Here is a 20,272-nt window from a genome sequence, read left to right as displayed (position 1 = left end):
TTATCCAAGAAGGGGGACCTATAAATGTCTTTAGAAATGAAAACTCAATATGGAACAATCGAAATTGGTACAGAAGTTATCGCTACAATTGCAGGTGGTGCTGCCGTTGATTGTTACGGTATTGTAGGAATGGCTTCTAAAAAACAAATTAAGGATGGTCTTACTGAAATCCTTAAAAAAGAAAACTTTACAAAGGGTGTAATTGTACGCCAATTAGGTGAAGACGTTAATATTGATATGTACATAATTGTAAGCTATGGTACGAAGATTTCTGAAGTTGCAAACAACGTACAAAATAAAGTGAAGTATACACTTGACCAAACTTTAGGTTTGTCAGTTGATTCTGTAAACATTTTTGTTCAAGGTGTGAAAGTTTCAAACCTGTAAGACGCATTAAGGAGGAGAATTTGTGTCAATTAAACGTATTGACGGTAAATTATTTGCAGATATGGTTATTCAAGGTGCAAATAATTTAACGAAAAATGTAAAATTTGTAGATTCATTAAACGTATTCCCGGTACCAGATGGTGATACTGGAACGAATATGAATCTTTCCATTACTTCTGGTTCAAAGGAAGTAAAGGAAAAGCCGAATAGCCATGTAGGTAAAGTCGGACAAAGCTTTGCAAAAGGCCTATTAATGGGTGCTCGTGGTAATTCAGGGGTTATCCTATCACAATTATTTAGAGGTTTTTCGAAGTCAATTGAGTCGAAAGAAACAATCTCGACAGCTGATTTTGCTTCTGCTCTTGAAGCGGGCGTTGAAACAGCATATAAAGCTGTTATGAAACCAATTGAAGGTACAATTTTAACGGTTGCTAGAGAAACAGCTAAAAAATCAGTTGAAATTGCAAAAACACACGAAGAATTTATTCCTTTCCTTGAGGAAACAATCGTAGAAGCAAAAGCTTCTTTAAACCGCACACCCGACTTATTACCAGTTTTAAAGCAAGTTGGAGTAGTTGATAGCGGTGGTCAAGGACTTGTGCTTGTTTATGAAGGTTTCTTAGCGTCTTTAAAAGGTGAAGAAATTTCATTAGAAGGTGCAGAAGCAGCACTTTCGCTTGAAGAACTTGTTGAAGCTGAGCACCGAAATGTTCAAAGTATGTTAAATACTGAGGATATAATTTATGGGTACTGTACAGAATTCATGGTTAAGTTCGAAAATGAAAAATTAAAAAAACATCCATTTAATATAGATACTTTCCGTAACGAGTTAAGTGCGTGGGGGGATTCATTATTAGTAGTAGCTGATGATGAAATTGTAAAGGTGCATATTCATGCTGAATACCCAGGCGAAGTATTTAACTTAGGACAACGATTCGGTAGCTTTTTAAAATTAAAAGCAGAAAACATGCGTGAACAACATACAAATTTACTACATGATGATGTTGCTACATCTCCTGTTGCTAAAAATACAAATACAGTTGCTGAAAAGCAAGATTTTGGGATTGTTACAGTTGCAATGGGTTCTGGAATTAAAACATTGTTTGAGAGTATCGGTGCAACAGTAGTGATCGAAGGCGGCCAAACAATGAATCCTAGCACGGAGGACATCGTAAAAGCGATTAAACAATGTAATGCAGAGAATGTTATTGTTCTTCCTAATAATGGAAATATCGTAATGGCTGCACAACAGGCTGCGTCTGTAGCAGATTGTAACGTTGCTGTTGTTCCTTCGAAAACAGTACCTCAAGGTATGACAGCTTTATTATCATTTAATCCTACAGCTTCATTAGCGGATAATGAGAATGGTATGAAAGATGCATTAACAACTGTAAAAACTGGTCAAATTACGTATGCTGTTCGAGACACTGAAATTGATGGTGTACAAATTACAAAAGATCATTTCATGGGCATACTGGAGAGTAAAATTATTACAACAGATGCCAATCAATTAGAAGCAGCAAAAAAATTATTAACAAATATGGTTGATGATGACTCGGAAATCTTAACAATCTTACAAGGTCAGGATGTTACAGATAATGAACTTTCGCAATTAGTAGCATTTGCGGAAGAGAACTTCGATCATGTTGAAATTGAAGTTCATAATGGTAATCAACCATTATATTCTTACATTTTCTCAATTGAATAAAAACGATGAAAGAAGAAGCGGGAAACCCTTCTTCTTTTCTTTTTTGTGTAATTAATTTTGATTGTAATGTAAAATATCATAGAACTCTTTAGTATTTCGTATTACACTATAAGGTGGAAAGCTAAATGCTTTAATGACATCTTTTGCTTAGACTAATTGTTTTTAGTATAGAGAAACTAAATTTAACCACGCTTTTACAATTAAGTAATGGGGGAAACGTGATGAAATATAAAAGTGTTTTTGATATTATTGGTCCAATTATGATTGGACCATCGAGTTCACATACAGCAGGGGCAGCCAAAATCGGCCGTGTAGCAAGAAATTTATATGGAAAGGAACCGAAAAAGACGATTATTTCTTTATATGGTTCTTTTGCTAAAACTTATCGAGGACACGGAACTGACGTAGCTCTAGTTGGTGGTTTATTGGACTTTGATACATTTGATGAACGTATTCCTCAATCAATCGATATCGCGAATGAAAAAGGAATGAGCGTGGAATTTATTGTTGAAGATGCGATTACGGAGCATCCAAATACAGTTAAGATCTCAATAATTGATGATGAACAGCCGTTTGAGCTTGTAGGAATTTCAATCGGTGGTGGTAAAATCGAAATCGTTGAACTAAATGGTTTTGAATTGAAGCTCTCTGGTAACTATCCTGCTATCCTAGTTGTTCATAATGATCGATTTGGTTCGATTGCAGGTGTAACAAATGTATTAATGAAATATGCTGTCAACATTGGTCACATGGAAGTATCGAGAAAAGAAGTTGGACAAATAGCACTGATGGCAATAGAGGTCGACCAGGATTTAGACGATAAAATACTAAAAGAAATAGAATCTTTACCACATATTATTCGCGTAACAAAAATGGTGGACTAAAGAGAGGGGGGCAATACAATGTTTAAAAATGTAGCTGAATTAGTCGAATTAGCTGTATCAAAAAACGTAAAGATATCAGAAATAATGATTCAACAAGAAATGCAATTTACTGGAAGAAGCCGCCAGGAAATTATCGATAAAATGGATCAAAATCTAGTCGTGATGGAAAAAGCTGTAGAAAGAGGTCTAGCTGGCGTTCATTCTCCAACGGGCTTAACAGGTGGGGATGCTGTCCTTCTACAGAATTATATTGCAAAAGGAAATATGCTTTCAGGACATTTTCTTTTAGATGCAGTAAGTAAAGCGGTTGCAACTAACGAAGTGAATGCTGCGATGGGGACAATCTGTGCAACACCTACAGCAGGTTCAGCAGGTGTAGTACCAGGAACTTTATTTGCTGTAAAGGAAAAATTGAATCCTACTCGTATGCAAATGATCGAATTTCTATTTACCTCAGGTGCTTTTGGATTCGTAGTTGCAAATAATGCATCGATTTCTGGAGCAGCTGGTGGATGTCAAGCCGAGGTAGGTTCTGCAAGTGGAATGGCTGCAGCAGCTATAGTAGAAATTGCTGGAGGGTCACCGAGTCAAAGTGCGGAAGCATTTGCAATCACATTAAAAAATATGCTTGGATTAGTATGTGATCCTGTTGCCGGTTTGGTTGAAGTACCTTGCGTAAAACGTAATGCGATGGGTGCAGCAAATGCGATGGTTGCAGCAGATATGGCTTTAGCAGGGATTACAAGCCGCATACCGTGTGATGAAGTAATTGATGCGATGTATAGAATTGGACAAACAATGCCATCTGCACTTAGAGAAACTGCAGAAGGAGGATTAGCGGCTACACCAACTGGTCGAGAATTGGAAGCGAAAATATTTGGTGTATCGCTAAAAAAATAGTGAGTAACGAACTTGAACAAAATGTTGCTGTATTAAGTGGTGTCGGTGAAGAAACTGAAGCACTTTTAAATGAAATGGGCTTATTTACGATAAATGATTTAATTGAATATTTACCTTATCGATATGAAGACTATCGAAACAAAGATTTATCAGAAGTAAAACATGAAGAGCGCGTGACAGTGGAGGGCATTGTTCATAGCGCTCCTCTTCTGCAATATTTCGGTAAAAATAAATCTCGACTTACTTTTCGAGTATTAGTTGATCGTTATTTAGTTACCGTAATATGTTTTAACAGACCATATTATAAAACGAAATTAAACTTAAATGAGCAAGTAACGGTATCTGGTAAATGGGATCAACATAAACAAACGATCTCTTTAACAGATCTTGTTTTTGGAAGTAGAACAAGTGCGCATGAAATTGAACCAGTCTATTCCATTAAAGGGAAAATGTCTGTCAAAACAATGCGAAAATTTGTTGAGCAGGCATTTAAAAAATTTGGACATCTCATCACAGATTTGGTACCAAATGACTTAATACAAAAATATAAACTACTTAGTCGAAAAGATGTTATGAATTTATTGCATCATCCTATTGATGCAAATAGTTTAAAGCAAGCAAGAAGAAGTTTTGTATATGAAGAATTTTTCCTTTTTCAACTTAAAATGCAAGCACTTCGAAAAATTCAACGTAATCAATCAAAAGGTGTGCCGAAAATTTTATTTGAAGATAAAATTCAAGCATTAATCCAGTCTCTGCCTTTTCCTCTTACTTCTGCTCAAAATAGAGTAGTTCAAGAAATTTTTAATGATTTAAAAAGTCCTTACCGTATGAATCGTTTGTTACAAGGTGATGTAGGTTCTGGGAAGACTGTAGTTGCAACAATCGCTCTATACGCAAGTGCACTTAATGGCTATCAAGGTGCATTAATGGTTCCTACAGAAATACTTGCCGAACAACATTTTGAATCCCTTTCTAAATTACTTCAAAATACACATATAAATGTTGAACTTCTTACTAGTTCTGTAAAAGGTAAGAGGCGTCGTGAAATACTTGAAAGGTTAAAAAACGCCGAAGTACATATATTAGTTGGTACTCATGCGTTAATTCAAGATGAAGTTGTATTTAATAAGCTTGGACTAGTTATTACTGATGAGCAGCATCGATTTGGAGTAGGACAACGTAGAATATTAAGGGAAAAAGGATACTTTCCAGATGTTTTATTTATGACAGCTACGCCTATTCCAAGAACATTAGCGATCACAGCATTTGGGGAAATGGATGTTTCAATTATTGATGAATATCCAGCTGGCCGAAAAAAGATTGAAACGTATTGGGTAAAACAAGAAATGTTTGATCGAGTCTTAAATTTTATTGAAAAAGAAATTCAAAAAGGTAGACAAGCCTATGTAATTTGCCCTCTAATAGAAGAATCAGAAAAATTAGATCTTCAAAACGCATTAGACCTGCATGGGGTACTTTCATTTCATTATAAAAGCATGGCAAAAGTAGGATTGATGCATGGGAAGCTTTCATCTTCTGAAAAAGATGATGTAATGAAAGCTTTTTCGGCTAATGAGGTTCAAATATTAGTTTCAACAACTGTTGTTGAAGTTGGGGTTAATGTACCAAATGCAACAGTGATGGTCATTTATGATGCAGATCGATTTGGTTTATCCCAGTTGCATCAACTTAGAGGACGAGTAGGACGAGGCTCAGATCAATCTTATTGTATTTTAGTTGGAGATCCTAAAAGTGAAGTAGGAAAAGAACGATTAACAATCATGACGGAAACAAATGATGGCTTTGAACTTTCTGAAAAAGATTTAGAACTAAGAGGCCCTGGTGACTTCTTTGGGAAGCAACAAAGTGGTGTACCTGAATTTAAGATGGCTGATATGGTTCATGATTATCGCGCATTAGAGGTTGCTCGAAATGATGCAACAATGCTAGTTAATTCGGATGTTTTTTGGAAAGCTAATGATTATACAGCGTTAAGAGACTACTTAAATCGAACAGGAATATTTGATTCAGAAAAATTAGATTAGTACTAGGTATTAAAAGTTTGTAAAAAACTATTGAATAATAGGGGTATTTAATATACACTGTATTTAATACCTGGTCATAAATTAGTATAGAGGTATGTAAAATGAGAAGAAATAAAAAAGATCGTCATGAATTGTTAAAAAAAATTATTCAAGAAAATCCATTTATTACAGATGAAGATTTAGCTTCACAATTGTCTGTAAGCATACAAACTATTCGTCTTGATCGTCTTGAATTATCTATTCCTGAGTTAAGGGAACGAATTAAACATGTTGCCACTCAACAATTACAAGATGTAAAATCATTACCTGTCGATGAGATAATCGGTGAAGTAATTGATATTCAATTAAATGAAAGTGCTATTTCAATATTTGATGTAAAGGAAGAACATACATTTAGCCGTAATGGCATAGCACGAGGACATCATCTTTTTGCTCAAGCAAACTCTTTAGCAGTAGCGGTTATTCACGATGATTTAGCATTAACAGCTAAATCAAATTTTGTTTTTATAAAACCAGTAAAGACAAATGATCGAGTAATTGCCAAAGCAAGAGTTTTACCGCAATCAGGTGATCCAAAGAGAAAAACAGTTGATATCAATGGCTTTGTTGAAAATGAACAAGTGTTTCATGGCTTGTTTGAAATGTATCATCGAAGTATTGAAGAATAGGATGTGACAACAGATGAAATTAGCAATCGATGCAATGGGTGGAGATCATGCACCAAAAGCAATAGTTGAAGGTGCGATGCTTGCTATAGAAAAATTAAATGATTTACATATTACGTTAATAGGTGATGAAACAAAAATTAAGCAGTTTCTTACAAATAACAAAAACATCACTATTATTCATACAGATGAAGTGATTGAAGGGTCTGAAGAACCAGTTAGAGCTGTGCGTAGAAAGAAAAATGCATCGATGGTTCTTATGGCAAATGAAGTAAAAGAAGGAAATGCTGATGCTTGTATTTCTGCAGGTAACACTGGGGCGCTAATGACTGCTGGTTTACTTGTTGTTGGTCGAATGGAAGGCGTAGAACGTCCTGCACTTTCGCCAACTATGCCTACATTAGATGGAAAAGGTTTCGTATTTCTCGATGTAGGTGCAAATGTAGATGCAAAAGCAAGTCACTTATTGCAATATGCAATTATGGCTTCAGTTTATGCTGAACAAGTAAGAGGAATTAAAAATCCGACAATAGGTTTGCTAAACGTTGGAACTGAGGATAAAAAAGGAAATGAACTTGCGAAACAAACTTTCCAATTACTAAAAGAAAGTAATTTAAATTTTATTGGTAATGTTGAAGCAAGGGATTTAATGAATTCAGTTGCAGATGTAGTAGTAACAGATGGGTATACTGGAAATGTAGCATTAAAAGCTATTGAAGGTACTGCACTTGCAATGTTTTCTCTAATAAAAGATGCGATGCTAACTAATTTTACATCGAAGCTTGCAGCAGCTGTTTTAAAACCAAACTTAAAAGGTGTAAAAAAGAAAATGGATTATGCTGAATACGGTGGGGCAGCTTTATTTGGATTAAAATCTCCTGTCATTAAAGCTCATGGAAGCTCAGATGCTCAAGGGATTTATAGTGCAATTAAACAAGCAAAAACAATGGTGGAACATAATGTTGTTAAATTAGTAAGTGATCACATGGAAAAAAATATCGAATCAAACGCATAAGGGGGTCACTCCATTGGGTAAAGTGGCATTTATTTTTCCTGGTCAAGGATCACAAAAAGTAGGAATGGGTAAAGATTTAGTTGAAGAATTTCGTGGGTGTAAATCGATTTTTGAAACAGCAGACGCTCAAGTCGGTTTAAATCTTTCTGACATAATTTTTAATGGGAATGATGAAGATTTAACTGTAACGTATCATGCGCAACCAGCAATTTTAACAACTTCAATCGCGCTTCTTGAAAAGATAAAGGAAGCTGGAATCAAAGCAGATTACGTTGCTGGACATAGTTTAGGAGAGTTTTCTGCACTAGTAGCATCGGGAGCGATCTCTTTTGAAGATGGTGTAAAACTTGTTCACAAACGTGGATTATTAATGGATAAAGCAGTTCCTGTTGGCCAAGGTGCGATGGCAGCTGTATTGTTTTTAGCTCCAGAAAAAATTGAAGAAGTAATTTCTGAAGTCAATAAACAAGGACACTCTGTTGGAATTGCAAATTATAATTCGCCTACACAAGTGGTTATTACTGGAGATGCAGCAGGGGTTCAATTAGCATCTGGCTTAATTAAAGAAGCTGGGGCAAAACGTGTGTTGCCATTGAAAGTTAGCGGACCATTCCATTCTTCATTAATGAAACCAGCTAGTGAGGAATTCGAAAATGAACTTGGAAAAATAAATGTGGATACTTGTTCGATTCCTGTTATTTCAAATGTAACAGCTAAAGCAATCACTGAAGCAAGTGAAATAAAAGAGTTATTAGTGAAACAATTGTTTTCACCGGTAAAATGGAATCAGTCAATACAAGAATTAGTTGACCTTGGGGTAGACACATTTGTTGAAATTGGTCCTGGTAAAGTATTAACAGGTTTAGTGAAAGCAATTTCTCCTTCTTCAAAATTAGTGAATGTTTATGATGTTGAAACATTAAAGCAATTTTTAAATGAGTGGGAGGAAATCAAATCATGTTAAAAGGGAAAGTAGCTCTAGTAACAGGTGGATCTAGAGGAATCGGTAAAGCAATCGCATTATCTCTAGCTAAAAATGGTGCAAATGTAGTAGTAAACTACTCTGGTAATGAGGCAGCCGCAAACCAAGTCGTTGAAGAAATTACAGCACTTGGTGTAAAAGCAATTGCTTATAAAGCAAATGTTGCAAATAGCGAAGAAGTTGCTACGCTTATAAAGAATACTGTTGATGAATTTGGTAGCATTGATATATTAGTAAATAATGCTGGTATTACTCGTGACGGATTATTACTTCGAATGAAGGATTCTGATTGGGACGATGTAATTGATACAAACCTTAAAGGTGTATTCAATTGTATTAAATCAGCAGCTAAATTTATGTCACGTCAACGTAATGGTCGAATCATAAACATCAGTTCTGTAGTAGGTCAAATTGGAAATCCAGGACAAATGAATTATGTAGCTGCTAAAGCGGGAGTTTTAGGCATGACAAAAACGGCTGCAAAAGAATTAGCTTCAAGAAATATAACAGTTAATGCAATTGCGCCTGGATTTATTGAAACTGATATGACGAGCGAACTGAATGAGCAAATTAGAACAGGAATGTTAGCTAATATTCCATTACAATCTTTTGGTCAACCAGAAGATATTGCGAATGCTGTTGTTTTCTTAGCAACTGATGCTAGCCGATACATAACTGGACAAACAATTAATGTTGATGGCGGACTTGTAATGAATTAGTTTGGCGTTTGCCACATTTTTATGTATAATTCATAAGTAGACAATCTTTGGGGGGAGGTGAATAATAATGCAAGACGTATTAGAGCGTGTATCAAAGATTATTGTTGACCGTTTAGGTGTAGAAGAATCTGAAATCGCAATCACAAGTCGTTTTAAAGAAGATTTGGATGCGGACTCATTAGATATTGTTGAATTAGTAATGCAATTAGAAGATGAGTTTGAATTAGAAATTGCAGACGAAGATGCTGAAAAAATCGTCACAGTTGGTGATGTTGTGAACTACATAGAGAGCAACATGTAATGAGAAAAGTCCCGTATTTTGTACGGGACTTCTCATTATTTTCTTGATAAGTAGTTTTAGCAGCATATTCAATTGGTTTAGGTGGAGGTAAATATGCCGCATTCAAGAAGAGTTAGAGAATTTAAATTATCTGAGACTGAAAAAGAAAATTTTATAAAGTTTCAAAAGCAAATCGATATTATGTTTACTAATGAAAGTTTGCTTATTCAGGCATTTACACATTCATCCTATGTGAATGAGCATCGAAAAAAACCATATGAAGATAATGAAAGACTAGAATATTTAGGTGATGCAGTTTTAGAGTTAACTGTTTCACAATATTTATTTCAAAAATATTTAACAATGAGTGAAGGCGACTTAACAAAGTTACGTGCTGCGATTGTTTGTGAGCCGTCACTAGTGAAATTTGCAAATGAATTAGATTTCGGTCGCTATATTTTACTAGGACGTGGTGAAGAATTGACAGGTGGTCGAACACGACCTGCTTTACTAGCTGATGTTTTTGAAGCGTTTATTGGTGCTTTGTATTTAGATCAAGGTCTTCAAATTGTTATCAATTTCTTATCTCTTCATGTATTTCCAAAAATTAACGATGGTGCTTTTTCGCATGTGATGGATTTTAAAAGTCAATTACAGGAATATGTACAGAGAGATTCAACAGGTTCAATTGAATATAAAATCCTTCAAGAAAAAGGACCTGCACATAATCGAGAGTTTGTTTCGAAGGTATTGTTAAATGGTGAAACGCTTGGTGTTGGCAGTGGACGTTCAAAAAAAGAAGCTGAACAACATGCAGCGAAAGAGGCGTTAATTAAACTAAAAGAGACAAGTGAATAGTTTTTTTAAAGAAACTAGTAGAATCTTGTCAAAATAACGACTAAAATGACGAATTCCCCCTTTTATGGGGGAGTTTTTGTGTATATAATTAAATCAAAAAAGGGGGAATTGAGTTGTTCCTCAAACGACTAGATATAATTGGATTTAAATCATTCGCTCAGCGAGTTTCTATAGATTTTGTAAAAGGTGTAACAGCGGTTGTAGGACCGAACGGTAGTGGAAAAAGTAACATTACGGATGCGATAAGATGGGTACTAGGAGAGCAGTCCGTTAAATCATTACGAGGCGCAAAAATGGAGGATATCATTTTTGCAGGTAGTGATGGAAGAAAACCACTTAATTACGCTGAGGTAACATTGACCTTAGATAATGAAGATCAACAGTTACCACTCGAATATAGTGAGGTTAGTGTTACGCGTCGAGTGTATCGATCAGGGGATAGCGATTTTTATATAAATAAACAATCATGCCGTTTAAAAGATATTGTTGATTTATTTATGGATTCCGGACTTGGGAGGGAAGCCTTTTCAATCATTTCACAAGGTAAAGTAGAAGAGATTCTAAGTAGTAAACCTGAAGAACGAAGAGGTATTTTTGAAGAAGCAGCTGGAGTGTTAAAATATAAAAATCGTAAAAAGAAAGCTGAAGCAAAATTGAATGAAACGCAGGAGAATTTAAATCGTGTTGACGATATTTTATTTGAATTAAGTTCACAAATTGAACCATTAAAAATTCAAGCATCAATTGCTAAGGAATACATAGAACATAAAGATGAACTTGAAAAAGTTGAAGCGGCACTATTAGTATTTGAAATCGAGTCACTTCATCAAAAATGGGAGCAATTAAAACAGGAAATTGAACAAAATGTCGACTTAGAAATCGGTTTATCAACTGAGATATCAAAAGAGGAATCAAAGCAACATGAATTACAAGAGAAGTTAAATGCTTTAGATGAATCGATTGATCAACTGCAACAAGTATTATTGACTGTTACTAAAAATTTAGAAAAATATGAAGGTCAGAAGGAGCTGATGAAGGAAAGGAAAAAAAATACTTCATCTCAATCTGATCAATTAAAAGAACAAATTGATGATATTACAGTTCAATTAAGTGAGATTCAAAAATTAGTTGAAATTGAGAATGCTCATAAAAATACTTCGAATCAAAATGTCAAACAGTACAATGCTGAAATTACTCAACTTGAAAATGAAATCTCTTCATATGAAGGGGATATTGAAGATCAAATCGAAATGATTAAATCCGACTATATCGAATTACTAAATAATCAAGCTTCAATTAACAATGAGAAAACGATGCTTGAAAAACAATTAGAACAATATTCGGTTAAATCAAGTCGATTAGATAGTGAAAATGAAAAATATATCCGTCAAAGAGAGCAGTTGAACGGTAAAAAAACGTCGCTTCTGAATGATAAAAATGAATTTGAATTGAAACTTAAAGATTTAAATGAAAGTTTAATACTTAACGAGAAAAAGAACGAGAAAACGTCTGAAGAGTTAAAAGAAAAAGAAGAGTTGCTTTATAAAGCATATCAATATATACAACAAACTAAATCACGTAAAGAAACTTTAGAAGAACTTCAAGAGGACTTCGCTGGATTTAACCAAGGTGTTAAAGAAATCTTAAAAGCAAGTGGAACAAAACTTGAAGGAATTAAAGGAGCAATTGCGCAGCTAATTTCAACAGATAAACAATTTGAAACTGCAATTGAAATAGCGTTAGGAGCAGCTACGCAACAAATTGTTGTTCAAAATGATGAACATGCTAGAAAAGCAATTCAATTTTTAAAACAACAACGATTAGGTCGAGCAACGTTTTTACCAATGAATATTGTAAAAGCGCGTTCAATTCCTGATAATGTGATTCACCAATTAAAGCAGTATCCTTCGTTTATTGGCGTAGCTTCGTCGCTAATTAATTTTTCGAAAGAGTATGATAGTGTCATTCAAAACTTACTTGGTACGGTTTTAATAGCTGAAGATTTAAAAGGTGCAAATGAACTTGCAAGGATCGTAGGACATCGATACCGTTTTGTAACGCTCGAAGGTGATGTAGTCAATCCAGGTGGTGCGATGACAGGTGGTGCGGTTCGCACGACAAATTCATCACTCATTGGAAGACAACGGGAATTAGAAGAAATCTCTGCTAAATTAAAAGATATGCAAGAAAAAACGATTGTGGTAGAGCGAGATGTTCAATCATTAAAATCAATAAAACAAACAATAACAAATGAAATTGAACTGCTAAATAAGACGATCCAAAAAGATAAACAATCTTTTGTATCGATTATGGAACAGTTAAAAAGTATTGAATTTGAAGAAAAAAATATTAATGATGCACTTGCAATTTATGATTTAGAGATGGGTAGTTCAGCGAGTGACTTACTTAGAGTTAAAGATCGCTTAGTTGAATTAACTTCACTTTCTACGAAAGTTAAAGAAGCTATTCTGTTAAAAGAACAGAAAATTAATGAGTTAACTGAACGAAAACAAAATCAAAAAGAAATAAAAGATGAGTTACAGTCAAAATTAACTAATTCAAAAATTTCTTTAGCTCAAGAAATACAAAAATTAAATTATAGTATTGAGCGTATCCAACAATTTGAAGAAAATTTTGCAAAACAAAAGCAGTTACTTGATGATACAAAAGATAAAATAGTTTTCTTATCGAGTGAAATAATGACAAATGAAAATGGTAAAGAAGAGCTTGAGAAATTAATTTCAGATACTCGAATTGAATTCTCGAAAACAAGTGAAATCATTTCAAAACGACGTGAACAACGTTTATCGTATCAGACGGAATTAGAAGACTATGTCCAATCTTTACGTGAAAAGCAACGTCAATATAAATCATTATCTGAGTTATTAAAACAGCAAGAAGTAAATAGTAATCGATTAGATGTTGAACTTGAAAATCGTTTAGAACAGTTAAATATAACGTATATGACAACGTATGAAGCGGCAAAAATGAAATATACATTGGAAATGCCGATTGAAGATGCAAGAAAGAGAGTCAAATTATTAAAACGTTCGATTGAAGAGTTAGGGAATGTAAACATTGGTGCCATAGATGAATATGAGCGTGTTTCAGAACGTCATGACTTTCTTCAAGAACAACGTACAGACTTAAATGAAGCTAAAATTACCCTTCACAGTGTTATTAGTGAAATGGACGAAGAAATGACAAAACGATTTGAAACAAGCTTCACTGCGATTCGAGAAAAGTTCCAAGTTGTCTTTGCTCAATTATTTGGTGGAGGACGTGCCGATTTAGTACTTACAGATGTGGATAATTTGTTATTAACAGGTGTTGACATTGTAGCTCAGCCTCCTGGTAAAAAACTTCAAAATTTAGGTCTGTTATCTGGAGGAGAAAGAGCACTTACAGCGATTGCATTATTATTTGCTATATTACAAGTTCGTCCAGTTCCATTTTGTGTTTTAGATGAAGTTGAAGCGGCGTTAGATGAGGCGAATGTTGCTCGATTTGCAAAATTCTTAAAGTACTTCAGTGATCACACACAATTTATTGTTATTACGCACCGCAAGGGAACTATGGAAGAGTGCGATGTATTGTACGGTGTAACAATGCAAGAATACGGTGTATCGACATTAGTCTCAGTTCGATTAGATGAAGGCGAAGAATTGCTATCGAATGGAAAGTAGAAAGGTAGGATGTTATGAGCTTTTTTAAAAAATTAAAAGAAACGATCTCAAAACAAACGGAGACCGTTACTCAAAAGTTTAAAAGTGGATTAGAAAAATCAAGGAATAATTTATCTGAAGGATTAAATGAATTATTTGCTAAATATCGAAAAGTAGACGAAGATTTTTTTGAAGAACTTGAAGAAATCCTGATTATGGCAGATGTTGGTGTAAACACTGTAATGGAATTAGTAGAGGAACTTAAACTAGAAGTAAAACGAAAAAATATTCAAGACCCTAAAGAAGTTCAAGAAGTAATCTCAGAGAAATTAGTTGAACTTTATAAGGGTGAAAATTTAGACGATGAATCTTTCGAATTAAAGATGAATCCAGATGGACTAACAGTTGTCCTTTTTGTTGGTGTAAACGGAGTAGGTAAAACAACCTCTATCGGTAAAATTGCACATAAACTAAAACAAGAAGGGAAGAAAGTTTTATTAGCAGCAGGAGATACATTTAGAGCTGGAGCGATTGAACAACTTGAAGTTTGGGGAGAACGTGTAGGTGTTGATACAATTAAACAAGGCGCAGGTTCTGATCCAGCAGCTGTAATGTTTGATGCGGTACAGGCTGCTAAAGCCCGTAAAGTAGATGTTTTATTATGTGATACAGCGGGACGTTTGCAAAATAAAGTAAATTTAATGAAAGAGTTAGAAAAAGTGAAAAATGTTATTGCAAGAGAAGTACCAGGAGCTCCTCATGAAGTATTACTAGTGATTGATGCAACAACTGGTCAAAATGGTTTAGTTCAAGCAAAAACATTTTCAGACGCTACCAACGTTTCTGGAATCGTACTTACGAAACTTGACGGTACTGCTAAAGGTGGAATCGTTTTAGCTATTAGAAACGAATTAAAAGTACCTGTGAAATTCGTAGGTCTTGGTGAAAAAATGGATGACCTACAACCGTTCAATGCCGAACAATTTGTTTTTGGACTGTTTGGGGACTTAATTGAGAAACAAGGCTAAGAAAATAAGTAGAAGTATTTGAAAGTTGAACTTAAGATACGAAGATTAATGAAAGTAAAAACGACCTTTCATTAATCTTCGTCTTAATTTTTTTTGTTGCTGAACAAACGCCTTCCACTTTTCGATTCGTCAAGTAAATAACTTGACAGTTGTTTGAGTTTTGGTTAAACTAGCATATGTAAAGGCAATTCACTTAACAAGGGAGTGTTGATGTTGTCAAATCATACAATGTTAGATAAGACGATGAGAATCAATTATCTATATGATTTTTATCAATCTCTGTTAACTCCTAAACAACAAAGCTATATGTCATTGTACTATTTGGATGACTATTCTTTAGGTGAGATTGCGGAAGAGTTTAGCATTAGTAGACAAGCGGTTTATGATAATATAAAGCGTACGGAAGCAATGCTAGAAGAGTATGAAGAAAAATTATTACTTCTAAAAAAATTTCAACAACGAAATGAACTCTTAAATCATTTGAAAACTTACGCTGAAAAGGGTAAAGTTGTAGATGACGAGTTTCTTCGAGCAATCGAAGCGTTAGAGAAATTAGAATAAGGAGGACGGTTTTATGGCATTTGAAGGATTAGCCGACCGACTTCAAAAGACATTACAAAAGGTTCGAGGCAAAGGTAAAGTAACGGAATCTGATGTCAAGGAAATGATGAGAGAAGTACGCCTAGCTTTACTTGAAGCTGACGTTAACTTTAAAGTTGTTAAAGATTTTGTGAAACGTGTTTCTGAACGTGCTATTGGACAAGAGGTATTACAAAGCTTAACACCTGGTCAACATGTTGTTAAAGTAGTTCAAGAAGAGCTTACTGCCTTAATGGGTGGTGAACAGAGTAAAATCGCTGTTTCAAATCGCCCACCGACTGTTATTATGATGGTTGGACTACAAGGTGCGGGTAAAACTACTACTACAGGAAAATTAGCAAATTTACTTCGTAAAAAGTATAATCGTAAACCACTTTTAGTTGCAGCTGATATTTATCGCCCAGCGGCAATTAAACAGCTCCAAACGTTAGGTAGCCAATTGGATATGCCAGTATTCTCATTGGGAGATCAGGTTAGTCCAGTTGAAATTGCTAAACAAGCAATTCAGCATGCTAAGGATGAACATCTTGATTATGTCTTAATTGATACTGCTGGTCGTTTACATATTGACGAAGGATTGATGGAAGAACTTGAACAAATTAAAGAACTTTCAAAACCTGAAGAAATCTTCCTTGTTGTTGATGCAATGACGGGACAAGATGCAGTCAATGTGGCACAGAGCTTTAATGATCAATTAGGTTTAACTGGGGTTGTACTTACGAAATTGGATGGTGACACTCGTGGTGGTGCTGCTTTATCAATTCGTGCTGTAACAAATACACCGATTAAATTTGTTGGTCTTGGTGAAAAACTAGATGCTTTTGAGCCTTTCCATCCAGAACGAATGGCATCGCGTATTCTAGGAATGGGTGACGTGTTAACTCTTATTGAAAAAGCACAAGAATCCGTTGACCAAGAGAAAGCAAAAGAATTAGAACAAAAACTAAGATCAGCTTCATTTACATTAGATGATTTCTTAGATCAACTTTCACAAGTTAAAAAAATGGGTCCACTTGGTGATATATTAAAAATGATGCCAGGGGCAAATAAAATTAAAGGTCTGAATGATATGCAAATTGACGATAAACAAATCGCTCATGTAGAGGCTATTATTCAATCAATGACTAAACAGGAAAAGATACAACCAGATATTATTAATTCTAGTCGTAGAAAACGTATAGCTAGAGGATCTGGACGTCCTGTTCAAGAAATAAACCGTTTATTAAAACAGTTTGAAGAAATGAAAAAAATGATGAAAATGATGGGTGGCATGCAAAAAGGGAAGAAAAAGGGCTTTAAGTTTCCTGGCCTATTCTAATCTTTTAGTATAAAATTCCAACATTTAACATTGTTTAATAAAAAAATAATGCTGTTAAGAAATTTTACTTTACAAACAGTTATTGTTTTTGATAATATATAAATCGTTGTAAATATTTTCGGAGGTGCTTTAAAAATGGCAGTTAAAATTCGTTTAAAACGTATGGGAGCTAAAAAATCTCCTTTTTATCGTGTAGTAGTAGCAGATGCTCGTTCTCCTCGTGACGGACGTTTCATTGAAGAGATTGGAACTTATAATCCAGTTGCTCAACCAGCTGAAATCAAAATTAACGAAGAAGCAGCATTAAAATGGTTAGGAACAGGTGCTAAACCATCTGATACAGTTCGTAACTTATTCTCTAAAGCTGGTATCTTAGAGAAATTCCACAACGCTCGCAACGGCAAGTAATGATGGAAAAAAAGATGAATACACTCATTAACGCAATTGTTTCAAGTCTTGTAGACCATCCAGAGGAAATTTCACTTCAAGTAAAAGAAGATGACAACAACCTATACTTTCATTTACAGGTCAATCCTGAAGATGCTGGTAGAGTGATTGGCAAACATGGTAAAATTGCAAAGGCGATTCGTACGGTTGTATATGCAGCTAGTAATGAACACGCTAAACGTATTCACTTAGATATTCAGTAATACTGACGGTCCTTGGCTCTTGCTAAGGACCGTTTTCAACATTAACGAGACATATCTACTCTTCGAATGGCTACAATAAAAATGAAGAATAGTAAATAATTTTATAGAGGTAAAAACATGACGAAATATTTTAATGTCGGAAAAATAGTTAATACTCATGGAGTTCGTGGAGAAGTACGAGTTATTTCACGGACTGACTTTCCAGAAAAACGATATAAAAAGGGCAATACATTATACTTATTTAAACAAAATGAAGAAACACCATCTACACTAAAAGTAACTAGTCATCGTGTACATAAAAATTTTGACTTACTTACTTTTGAAAATTTCGACTCATTAAATGCAGTTGAACCTTTGAAAAATAGCATCTTAAAAATAACGGAAGATCAATTGCATAACTTAGGCAAAAATGAATTCTATTACCATGAAATTGTTGGTTGTATGGTGGAAACGGTAGATGGTGAAGAAATAGGTAAAATCAAAGAAATTTTATCTCCTGGTGCAAATGATGTTTGGGTTATTCAACGAAAAGGCCAAAAAGATGCTTTAATTCCTTATATCGAGCAAATCGTAAAAGAAGTCGATGTAGAAAATAAATTAGTTAAAATAGAACTAATGGAAGGTCTTCTATGATGAAAGTAGATTTCTTAACACTTTTCCCGGAAATGTTTGAAGGAGTGTTAAATTCCTCAATCTTAAGGAAGGCTCAAGAAAAAGAGGCAGTTCAATTCCGTTGTGTTAATTTTAGGGAATACTCCACGAACAAACATTCAAATGTAGATGATTATCCGTATGGTGGCGGCGCTGGAATGGTACTTGCTCCACAGCCTATTTTTGATGCGGTTGATGATTTAGTATCCAAAAGCGAAAATAAGCCTAGAATCGTACTTCTATGCCCTCAAGGTGAGCGCTTTAGTCAGAAAAAAGCTGAGGAACTTGCAAGCGAAGATCATTTAATTTTTATTTGTGGCCATTATGAAGGCTATGATGAACGTATTCGTCAGCATGTTGTAACAGATGAAATCTCAATTGGAGATTATGTACTAACTGGTGGGGAACTAGGGGCTATGGTAATCGCTGATAGTGTTGTCAGATTGCTTCCTGGAGTACTTGGTAATACAACATCTAAAATAGAAGATTCGTTTAGTACTGGGCTATTAGAGCATCCTCACTATACAAGACCGGCTGAATTTAGAGGTCATAAGGTACCAGATGTGTTATTATCTGGAAATCATGCACATATTGAAGAATGGCGAACAAAGCAATCATTTAAACGGACACTTGAACGTAGACCAGACTTGCTAGAAGACTACCAATTAGATAAAAAAGAAGCAAAGTGGATGCAGCAAGTAAAAGAAGAAATGAAACTTGAAAATTAGTTGCATACAAGTATAGAATATGTTAATATAACTTGTGGCTTAGGTAATACTTAAGCCTTTATTCTCGGTGTTCCGCTGTGAGTGATAAATCTTGTAAGAGCATCGGTTGGAAAAGGGGAGCATAAATTATGCAAAGTTTAATTAACGAAATTACTAAAGAACAACTTAGAACTGACTTACCAGCATTCCGTCCTGGTGATACTGTACGAGTTCACGTTAAAGTTGTTGAGGGTACTCGTGAGCGTATCCAATTATTCGAAGGTGTAGTTATTAAACGTCGTGGTGGCGGAATTAGCGAAACTTTCACAGTTCGTAAAATTTCTTACGGTGTTGGTGTTGAACGTGCGTTCCCATTACACACTCCAAAAATTGCTAAATTAGACGTTGTTCGTCGCGGTAAAGTACGTCGTGCTAAACTTTACTACCTACGTGCACTTACTGGTAAAAAAGCAAGAATTAAAGAACTTCGATAGTCTTTTGAAAGGAGCTTGTATTAAACAAGCTCCTTTTTTTCCAATTTTTGTAGATAATGGATATAATAAAAAGTAAAATAGAATACATAAGCATTTGTAAATTTACTGAGCATTAATACCTTAATAAAGGTATGGTAATAATTGGAGGGATTAGCTTGAAGGAAAGCAACGGTGGAGGCATTTGGGAATTAATTAAAACAATTTTTATTGCTCTAGTACTAGCATTAGGAATTCGTACATTCCTATTTACACCAGTTCTAGTAGATGGTATTTCAATGATGCCAACACTACAAGATCAAAGTAGAATGATTGTAAATAAAATTGTCTATAAACTACATGAACCTAAGCGATTTGACATTGTAGTATTTCATGCAACAAAAGAGAAAGATTATATTAAACGAGTAATCGGCCTTCCAGGTGATACAGTAGAGTATAGAAACGATGTACTTTATGTTAACGGTAAGCCTTACAAAGAGCCGTATTTAAATGAATATAAAAAAGAAACTACAGATGGTCCACTTACTGAAGATTTTAAATTAGAAGAAATTACAGGTAAGAAAACAGTTCCTAAAGGCCAAGTGTTTGTATTAGGTGATAATCGTAGATTAAGTAAAGATAGTCGCATTATCGGAACGGTTAGTCAAAAAGAAATATTAGGTCGTGCAAGTTTTGTATTCTGGCCATTATCAGAGGTCGAAATGGCGAAATAGCCA

The 20,272-nt window shown here is 34.7% G+C and carries 21 protein-coding genes; all 21 read left to right on the top strand.

Annotated features, from left to right (window positions below; all coding sequences use genetic code 11):
- The first annotated feature begins 24 nt into the window (after positions 1–24).
- The 21 genes from B7R65_RS03030 (at position 25) to lepB (ending at position 20,269) form a co-directional block, all read left to right on the top strand.
- Entirely contained in the window at positions 25–387 is a 363-nt protein-coding gene (locus B7R65_RS03030) for an Asp23/Gls24 family envelope stress response protein (RefSeq protein ID WP_088041260.1), read from the top strand.
- A gap of 22 nt (positions 388–409) precedes the next feature.
- Positions 410–2,095 carry a DAK2 domain-containing protein gene (locus B7R65_RS03025; RefSeq protein ID WP_088041259.1) on the top strand — a complete coding sequence of 562 codons (1,686 nt, stop codon included), beginning with the start codon at positions 410–412 and terminating at the stop codon, positions 2,093–2,095.
- Between the two features lie 221 nt (positions 2,096–2,316).
- Positions 2,317–2,979 (top strand): L-serine ammonia-lyase, iron-sulfur-dependent subunit beta, encoded by a 663-nt coding sequence (gene sdaAB / locus B7R65_RS03020; protein WP_088041258.1) that lies wholly within the window; start codon positions 2,317–2,319, stop codon positions 2,977–2,979.
- Between the two features lie 18 nt (positions 2,980–2,997).
- Positions 2,998–3,879, top strand: coding sequence for an L-serine ammonia-lyase, iron-sulfur-dependent, subunit alpha (gene sdaAA / locus B7R65_RS03015; protein WP_088041257.1), 882 nt, complete (start codon positions 2,998–3,000; stop codon positions 3,877–3,879).
- A complete protein-coding gene (recG, locus tag B7R65_RS03010; protein WP_088041256.1) occupies positions 3,879–5,927 on the top strand; it encodes an ATP-dependent DNA helicase RecG in 2,049 nt (682 codons plus the stop codon). Before sdaAA ends, recG begins: the two co-directional genes overlap by 1 nt.
- A gap of 101 nt (positions 5,928–6,028) precedes the next feature.
- Positions 6,029–6,595 carry a transcription factor FapR gene (gene fapR, locus B7R65_RS03005; protein WP_088041255.1) on the top strand — a complete coding sequence of 189 codons (567 nt, stop codon included), beginning with the start codon at positions 6,029–6,031 and terminating at the stop codon, positions 6,593–6,595.
- 13 nt (positions 6,596–6,608) lie between these two features.
- On the top strand, positions 6,609–7,607 hold the full coding sequence (gene plsX / locus B7R65_RS03000; RefSeq protein WP_088041254.1) for a phosphate acyltransferase PlsX: 999 nt from the start codon (positions 6,609–6,611) through the stop codon (positions 7,605–7,607).
- Between the two features lie 13 nt (positions 7,608–7,620).
- Entirely contained in the window at positions 7,621–8,571 is a 951-nt protein-coding gene (fabD, locus tag B7R65_RS02995; RefSeq protein WP_088041253.1) for an ACP S-malonyltransferase, read from the top strand.
- On the top strand, positions 8,565–9,308 hold the full coding sequence (fabG, locus tag B7R65_RS02990) for a 3-oxoacyl-[acyl-carrier-protein] reductase (RefSeq protein WP_088041252.1): 744 nt from the start codon (positions 8,565–8,567) through the stop codon (positions 9,306–9,308). The genes fabD and fabG overlap by 7 nt, the downstream gene beginning before the upstream one ends.
- Before the next feature lie 67 nt (positions 9,309–9,375).
- The gene (gene acpP, locus B7R65_RS02985) at positions 9,376–9,609 is read left to right on the top strand and encodes an acyl carrier protein (RefSeq protein ID WP_088041251.1); all 234 of its coding nucleotides are present in this window, start codon (positions 9,376–9,378) and stop codon (positions 9,607–9,609) included.
- A gap of 93 nt (positions 9,610–9,702) precedes the next feature.
- Positions 9,703–10,446 carry a ribonuclease III gene (gene rnc / locus B7R65_RS02980; protein ID WP_088041250.1) on the top strand — a complete coding sequence of 248 codons (744 nt, stop codon included), beginning with the start codon at positions 9,703–9,705 and terminating at the stop codon, positions 10,444–10,446.
- 113 nt (positions 10,447–10,559) lie between these two features.
- Entirely contained in the window at positions 10,560–14,132 is a 3,573-nt protein-coding gene (smc, locus tag B7R65_RS02975) for a chromosome segregation protein SMC (protein ID WP_088041249.1), read from the top strand.
- Between the two features lie 14 nt (positions 14,133–14,146).
- On the top strand, positions 14,147–15,139 hold the full coding sequence (gene ftsY, locus B7R65_RS02970) for a signal recognition particle-docking protein FtsY (protein ID WP_088041248.1): 993 nt from the start codon (positions 14,147–14,149) through the stop codon (positions 15,137–15,139).
- A gap of 228 nt (positions 15,140–15,367) precedes the next feature.
- Positions 15,368–15,700, top strand: coding sequence for a putative DNA-binding protein (locus B7R65_RS02965; protein ID WP_088041297.1), 333 nt, complete (start codon positions 15,368–15,370; stop codon positions 15,698–15,700).
- Positions 15,701–15,713: 13 nt separating this feature from the next.
- Positions 15,714–17,057, top strand: a complete 1,344-nt coding sequence (ffh, locus tag B7R65_RS02960; RefSeq protein ID WP_088041247.1) for a signal recognition particle protein — start codon at positions 15,714–15,716, stop codon at positions 17,055–17,057.
- A 135-nt stretch (positions 17,058–17,192) separates the two neighbouring features.
- A complete protein-coding gene (gene rpsP / locus B7R65_RS02955; RefSeq protein ID WP_025569022.1) occupies positions 17,193–17,465 on the top strand; it encodes a 30S ribosomal protein S16 in 273 nt (90 codons plus the stop codon).
- A gap of 14 nt (positions 17,466–17,479) precedes the next feature.
- Positions 17,480–17,707 carry a KH domain-containing protein gene (locus B7R65_RS02950; RefSeq protein ID WP_088041296.1) on the top strand — a complete coding sequence of 76 codons (228 nt, stop codon included), beginning with the start codon at positions 17,480–17,482 and terminating at the stop codon, positions 17,705–17,707.
- A gap of 117 nt (positions 17,708–17,824) precedes the next feature.
- Entirely contained in the window at positions 17,825–18,340 is a 516-nt protein-coding gene (rimM, locus tag B7R65_RS02945; RefSeq protein ID WP_088041246.1) for a ribosome maturation factor RimM, read from the top strand.
- Entirely contained in the window at positions 18,340–19,086 is a 747-nt protein-coding gene (gene trmD / locus B7R65_RS02940) for a tRNA (guanosine(37)-N1)-methyltransferase TrmD (RefSeq protein WP_088041295.1), read from the top strand. The genes rimM and trmD overlap by 1 nt, the downstream gene beginning before the upstream one ends.
- Positions 19,087–19,214: 128 nt before the next feature.
- Entirely contained in the window at positions 19,215–19,559 is a 345-nt protein-coding gene (gene rplS, locus B7R65_RS02935) for a 50S ribosomal protein L19 (protein WP_088041245.1), read from the top strand.
- Positions 19,560–19,714: 155 nt separating this feature from the next.
- Positions 19,715–20,269, top strand: a complete 555-nt coding sequence (gene lepB / locus B7R65_RS02930) for a signal peptidase I (RefSeq protein WP_373419540.1) — start codon at positions 19,715–19,717, stop codon at positions 20,267–20,269.
- The last annotated feature ends 3 nt before the right edge of the window (positions 20,270–20,272 follow it).

Source organism: Bacillus sp. EAC (assembly GCF_002156875.1).
Taxonomy (GTDB): Bacteria; Bacillota; Bacilli; order Bacillales; family Bacillaceae_G; genus Gottfriedia.
Note: the sequence above shows the minus strand (reverse complement) of the source record. Positions and strands in the feature narration are given on the sequence as shown.

Bases quoted from the DNA above. Each gene is read 5' to 3' on its own strand.
- acpP (WP_088041251.1), top strand. From the start codon at position 9,376: ATGCAAGACGTATTAGAGCGTGTATCAAAGATTATTGTTGACCGTTTA.
- B7R65_RS03030 (WP_088041260.1), top strand. From the start codon at position 25: ATGTCTTTAGAAATGAAAACTCAATATGGAACAATCGAAATTGGTACA.
- B7R65_RS02950 (WP_088041296.1), top strand. From the start codon at position 17,480: ATGAATACACTCATTAACGCAATTGTTTCAAGTCTTGTAGACCATCCA.
- plsX (WP_088041254.1), top strand. From the start codon at position 6,609: ATGAAATTAGCAATCGATGCAATGGGTGGAGATCATGCACCAAAAGCA.
- ftsY (WP_088041248.1), top strand. From the start codon at position 14,147: ATGAGCTTTTTTAAAAAATTAAAAGAAACGATCTCAAAACAAACGGAG.
- rnc (WP_088041250.1), top strand. From the start codon at position 9,703: ATGCCGCATTCAAGAAGAGTTAGAGAATTTAAATTATCTGAGACTGAA.
- rplS (WP_088041245.1), top strand. From the start codon at position 19,215: ATGCAAAGTTTAATTAACGAAATTACTAAAGAACAACTTAGAACTGAC.
- B7R65_RS02965 (WP_088041297.1), top strand. From the start codon at position 15,368: ATGTTAGATAAGACGATGAGAATCAATTATCTATATGATTTTTATCAA.
- fapR (WP_088041255.1), top strand. From the start codon at position 6,029: ATGAGAAGAAATAAAAAAGATCGTCATGAATTGTTAAAAAAAATTATT.
- trmD (WP_088041295.1), top strand. From the start codon at position 18,340: ATGAAAGTAGATTTCTTAACACTTTTCCCGGAAATGTTTGAAGGAGTG.
- ffh (WP_088041247.1), top strand. From the start codon at position 15,714: ATGGCATTTGAAGGATTAGCCGACCGACTTCAAAAGACATTACAAAAG.
- sdaAA (WP_088041257.1), top strand. From the start codon at position 2,998: ATGTTTAAAAATGTAGCTGAATTAGTCGAATTAGCTGTATCAAAAAAC.
- rpsP (WP_025569022.1), top strand. From the start codon at position 17,193: ATGGCAGTTAAAATTCGTTTAAAACGTATGGGAGCTAAAAAATCTCCT.
- sdaAB (WP_088041258.1), top strand. From the start codon at position 2,317: ATGAAATATAAAAGTGTTTTTGATATTATTGGTCCAATTATGATTGGA.
- fabG (WP_088041252.1), top strand. From the start codon at position 8,565: ATGTTAAAAGGGAAAGTAGCTCTAGTAACAGGTGGATCTAGAGGAATC.
- rimM (WP_088041246.1), top strand. From the start codon at position 17,825: ATGACGAAATATTTTAATGTCGGAAAAATAGTTAATACTCATGGAGTT.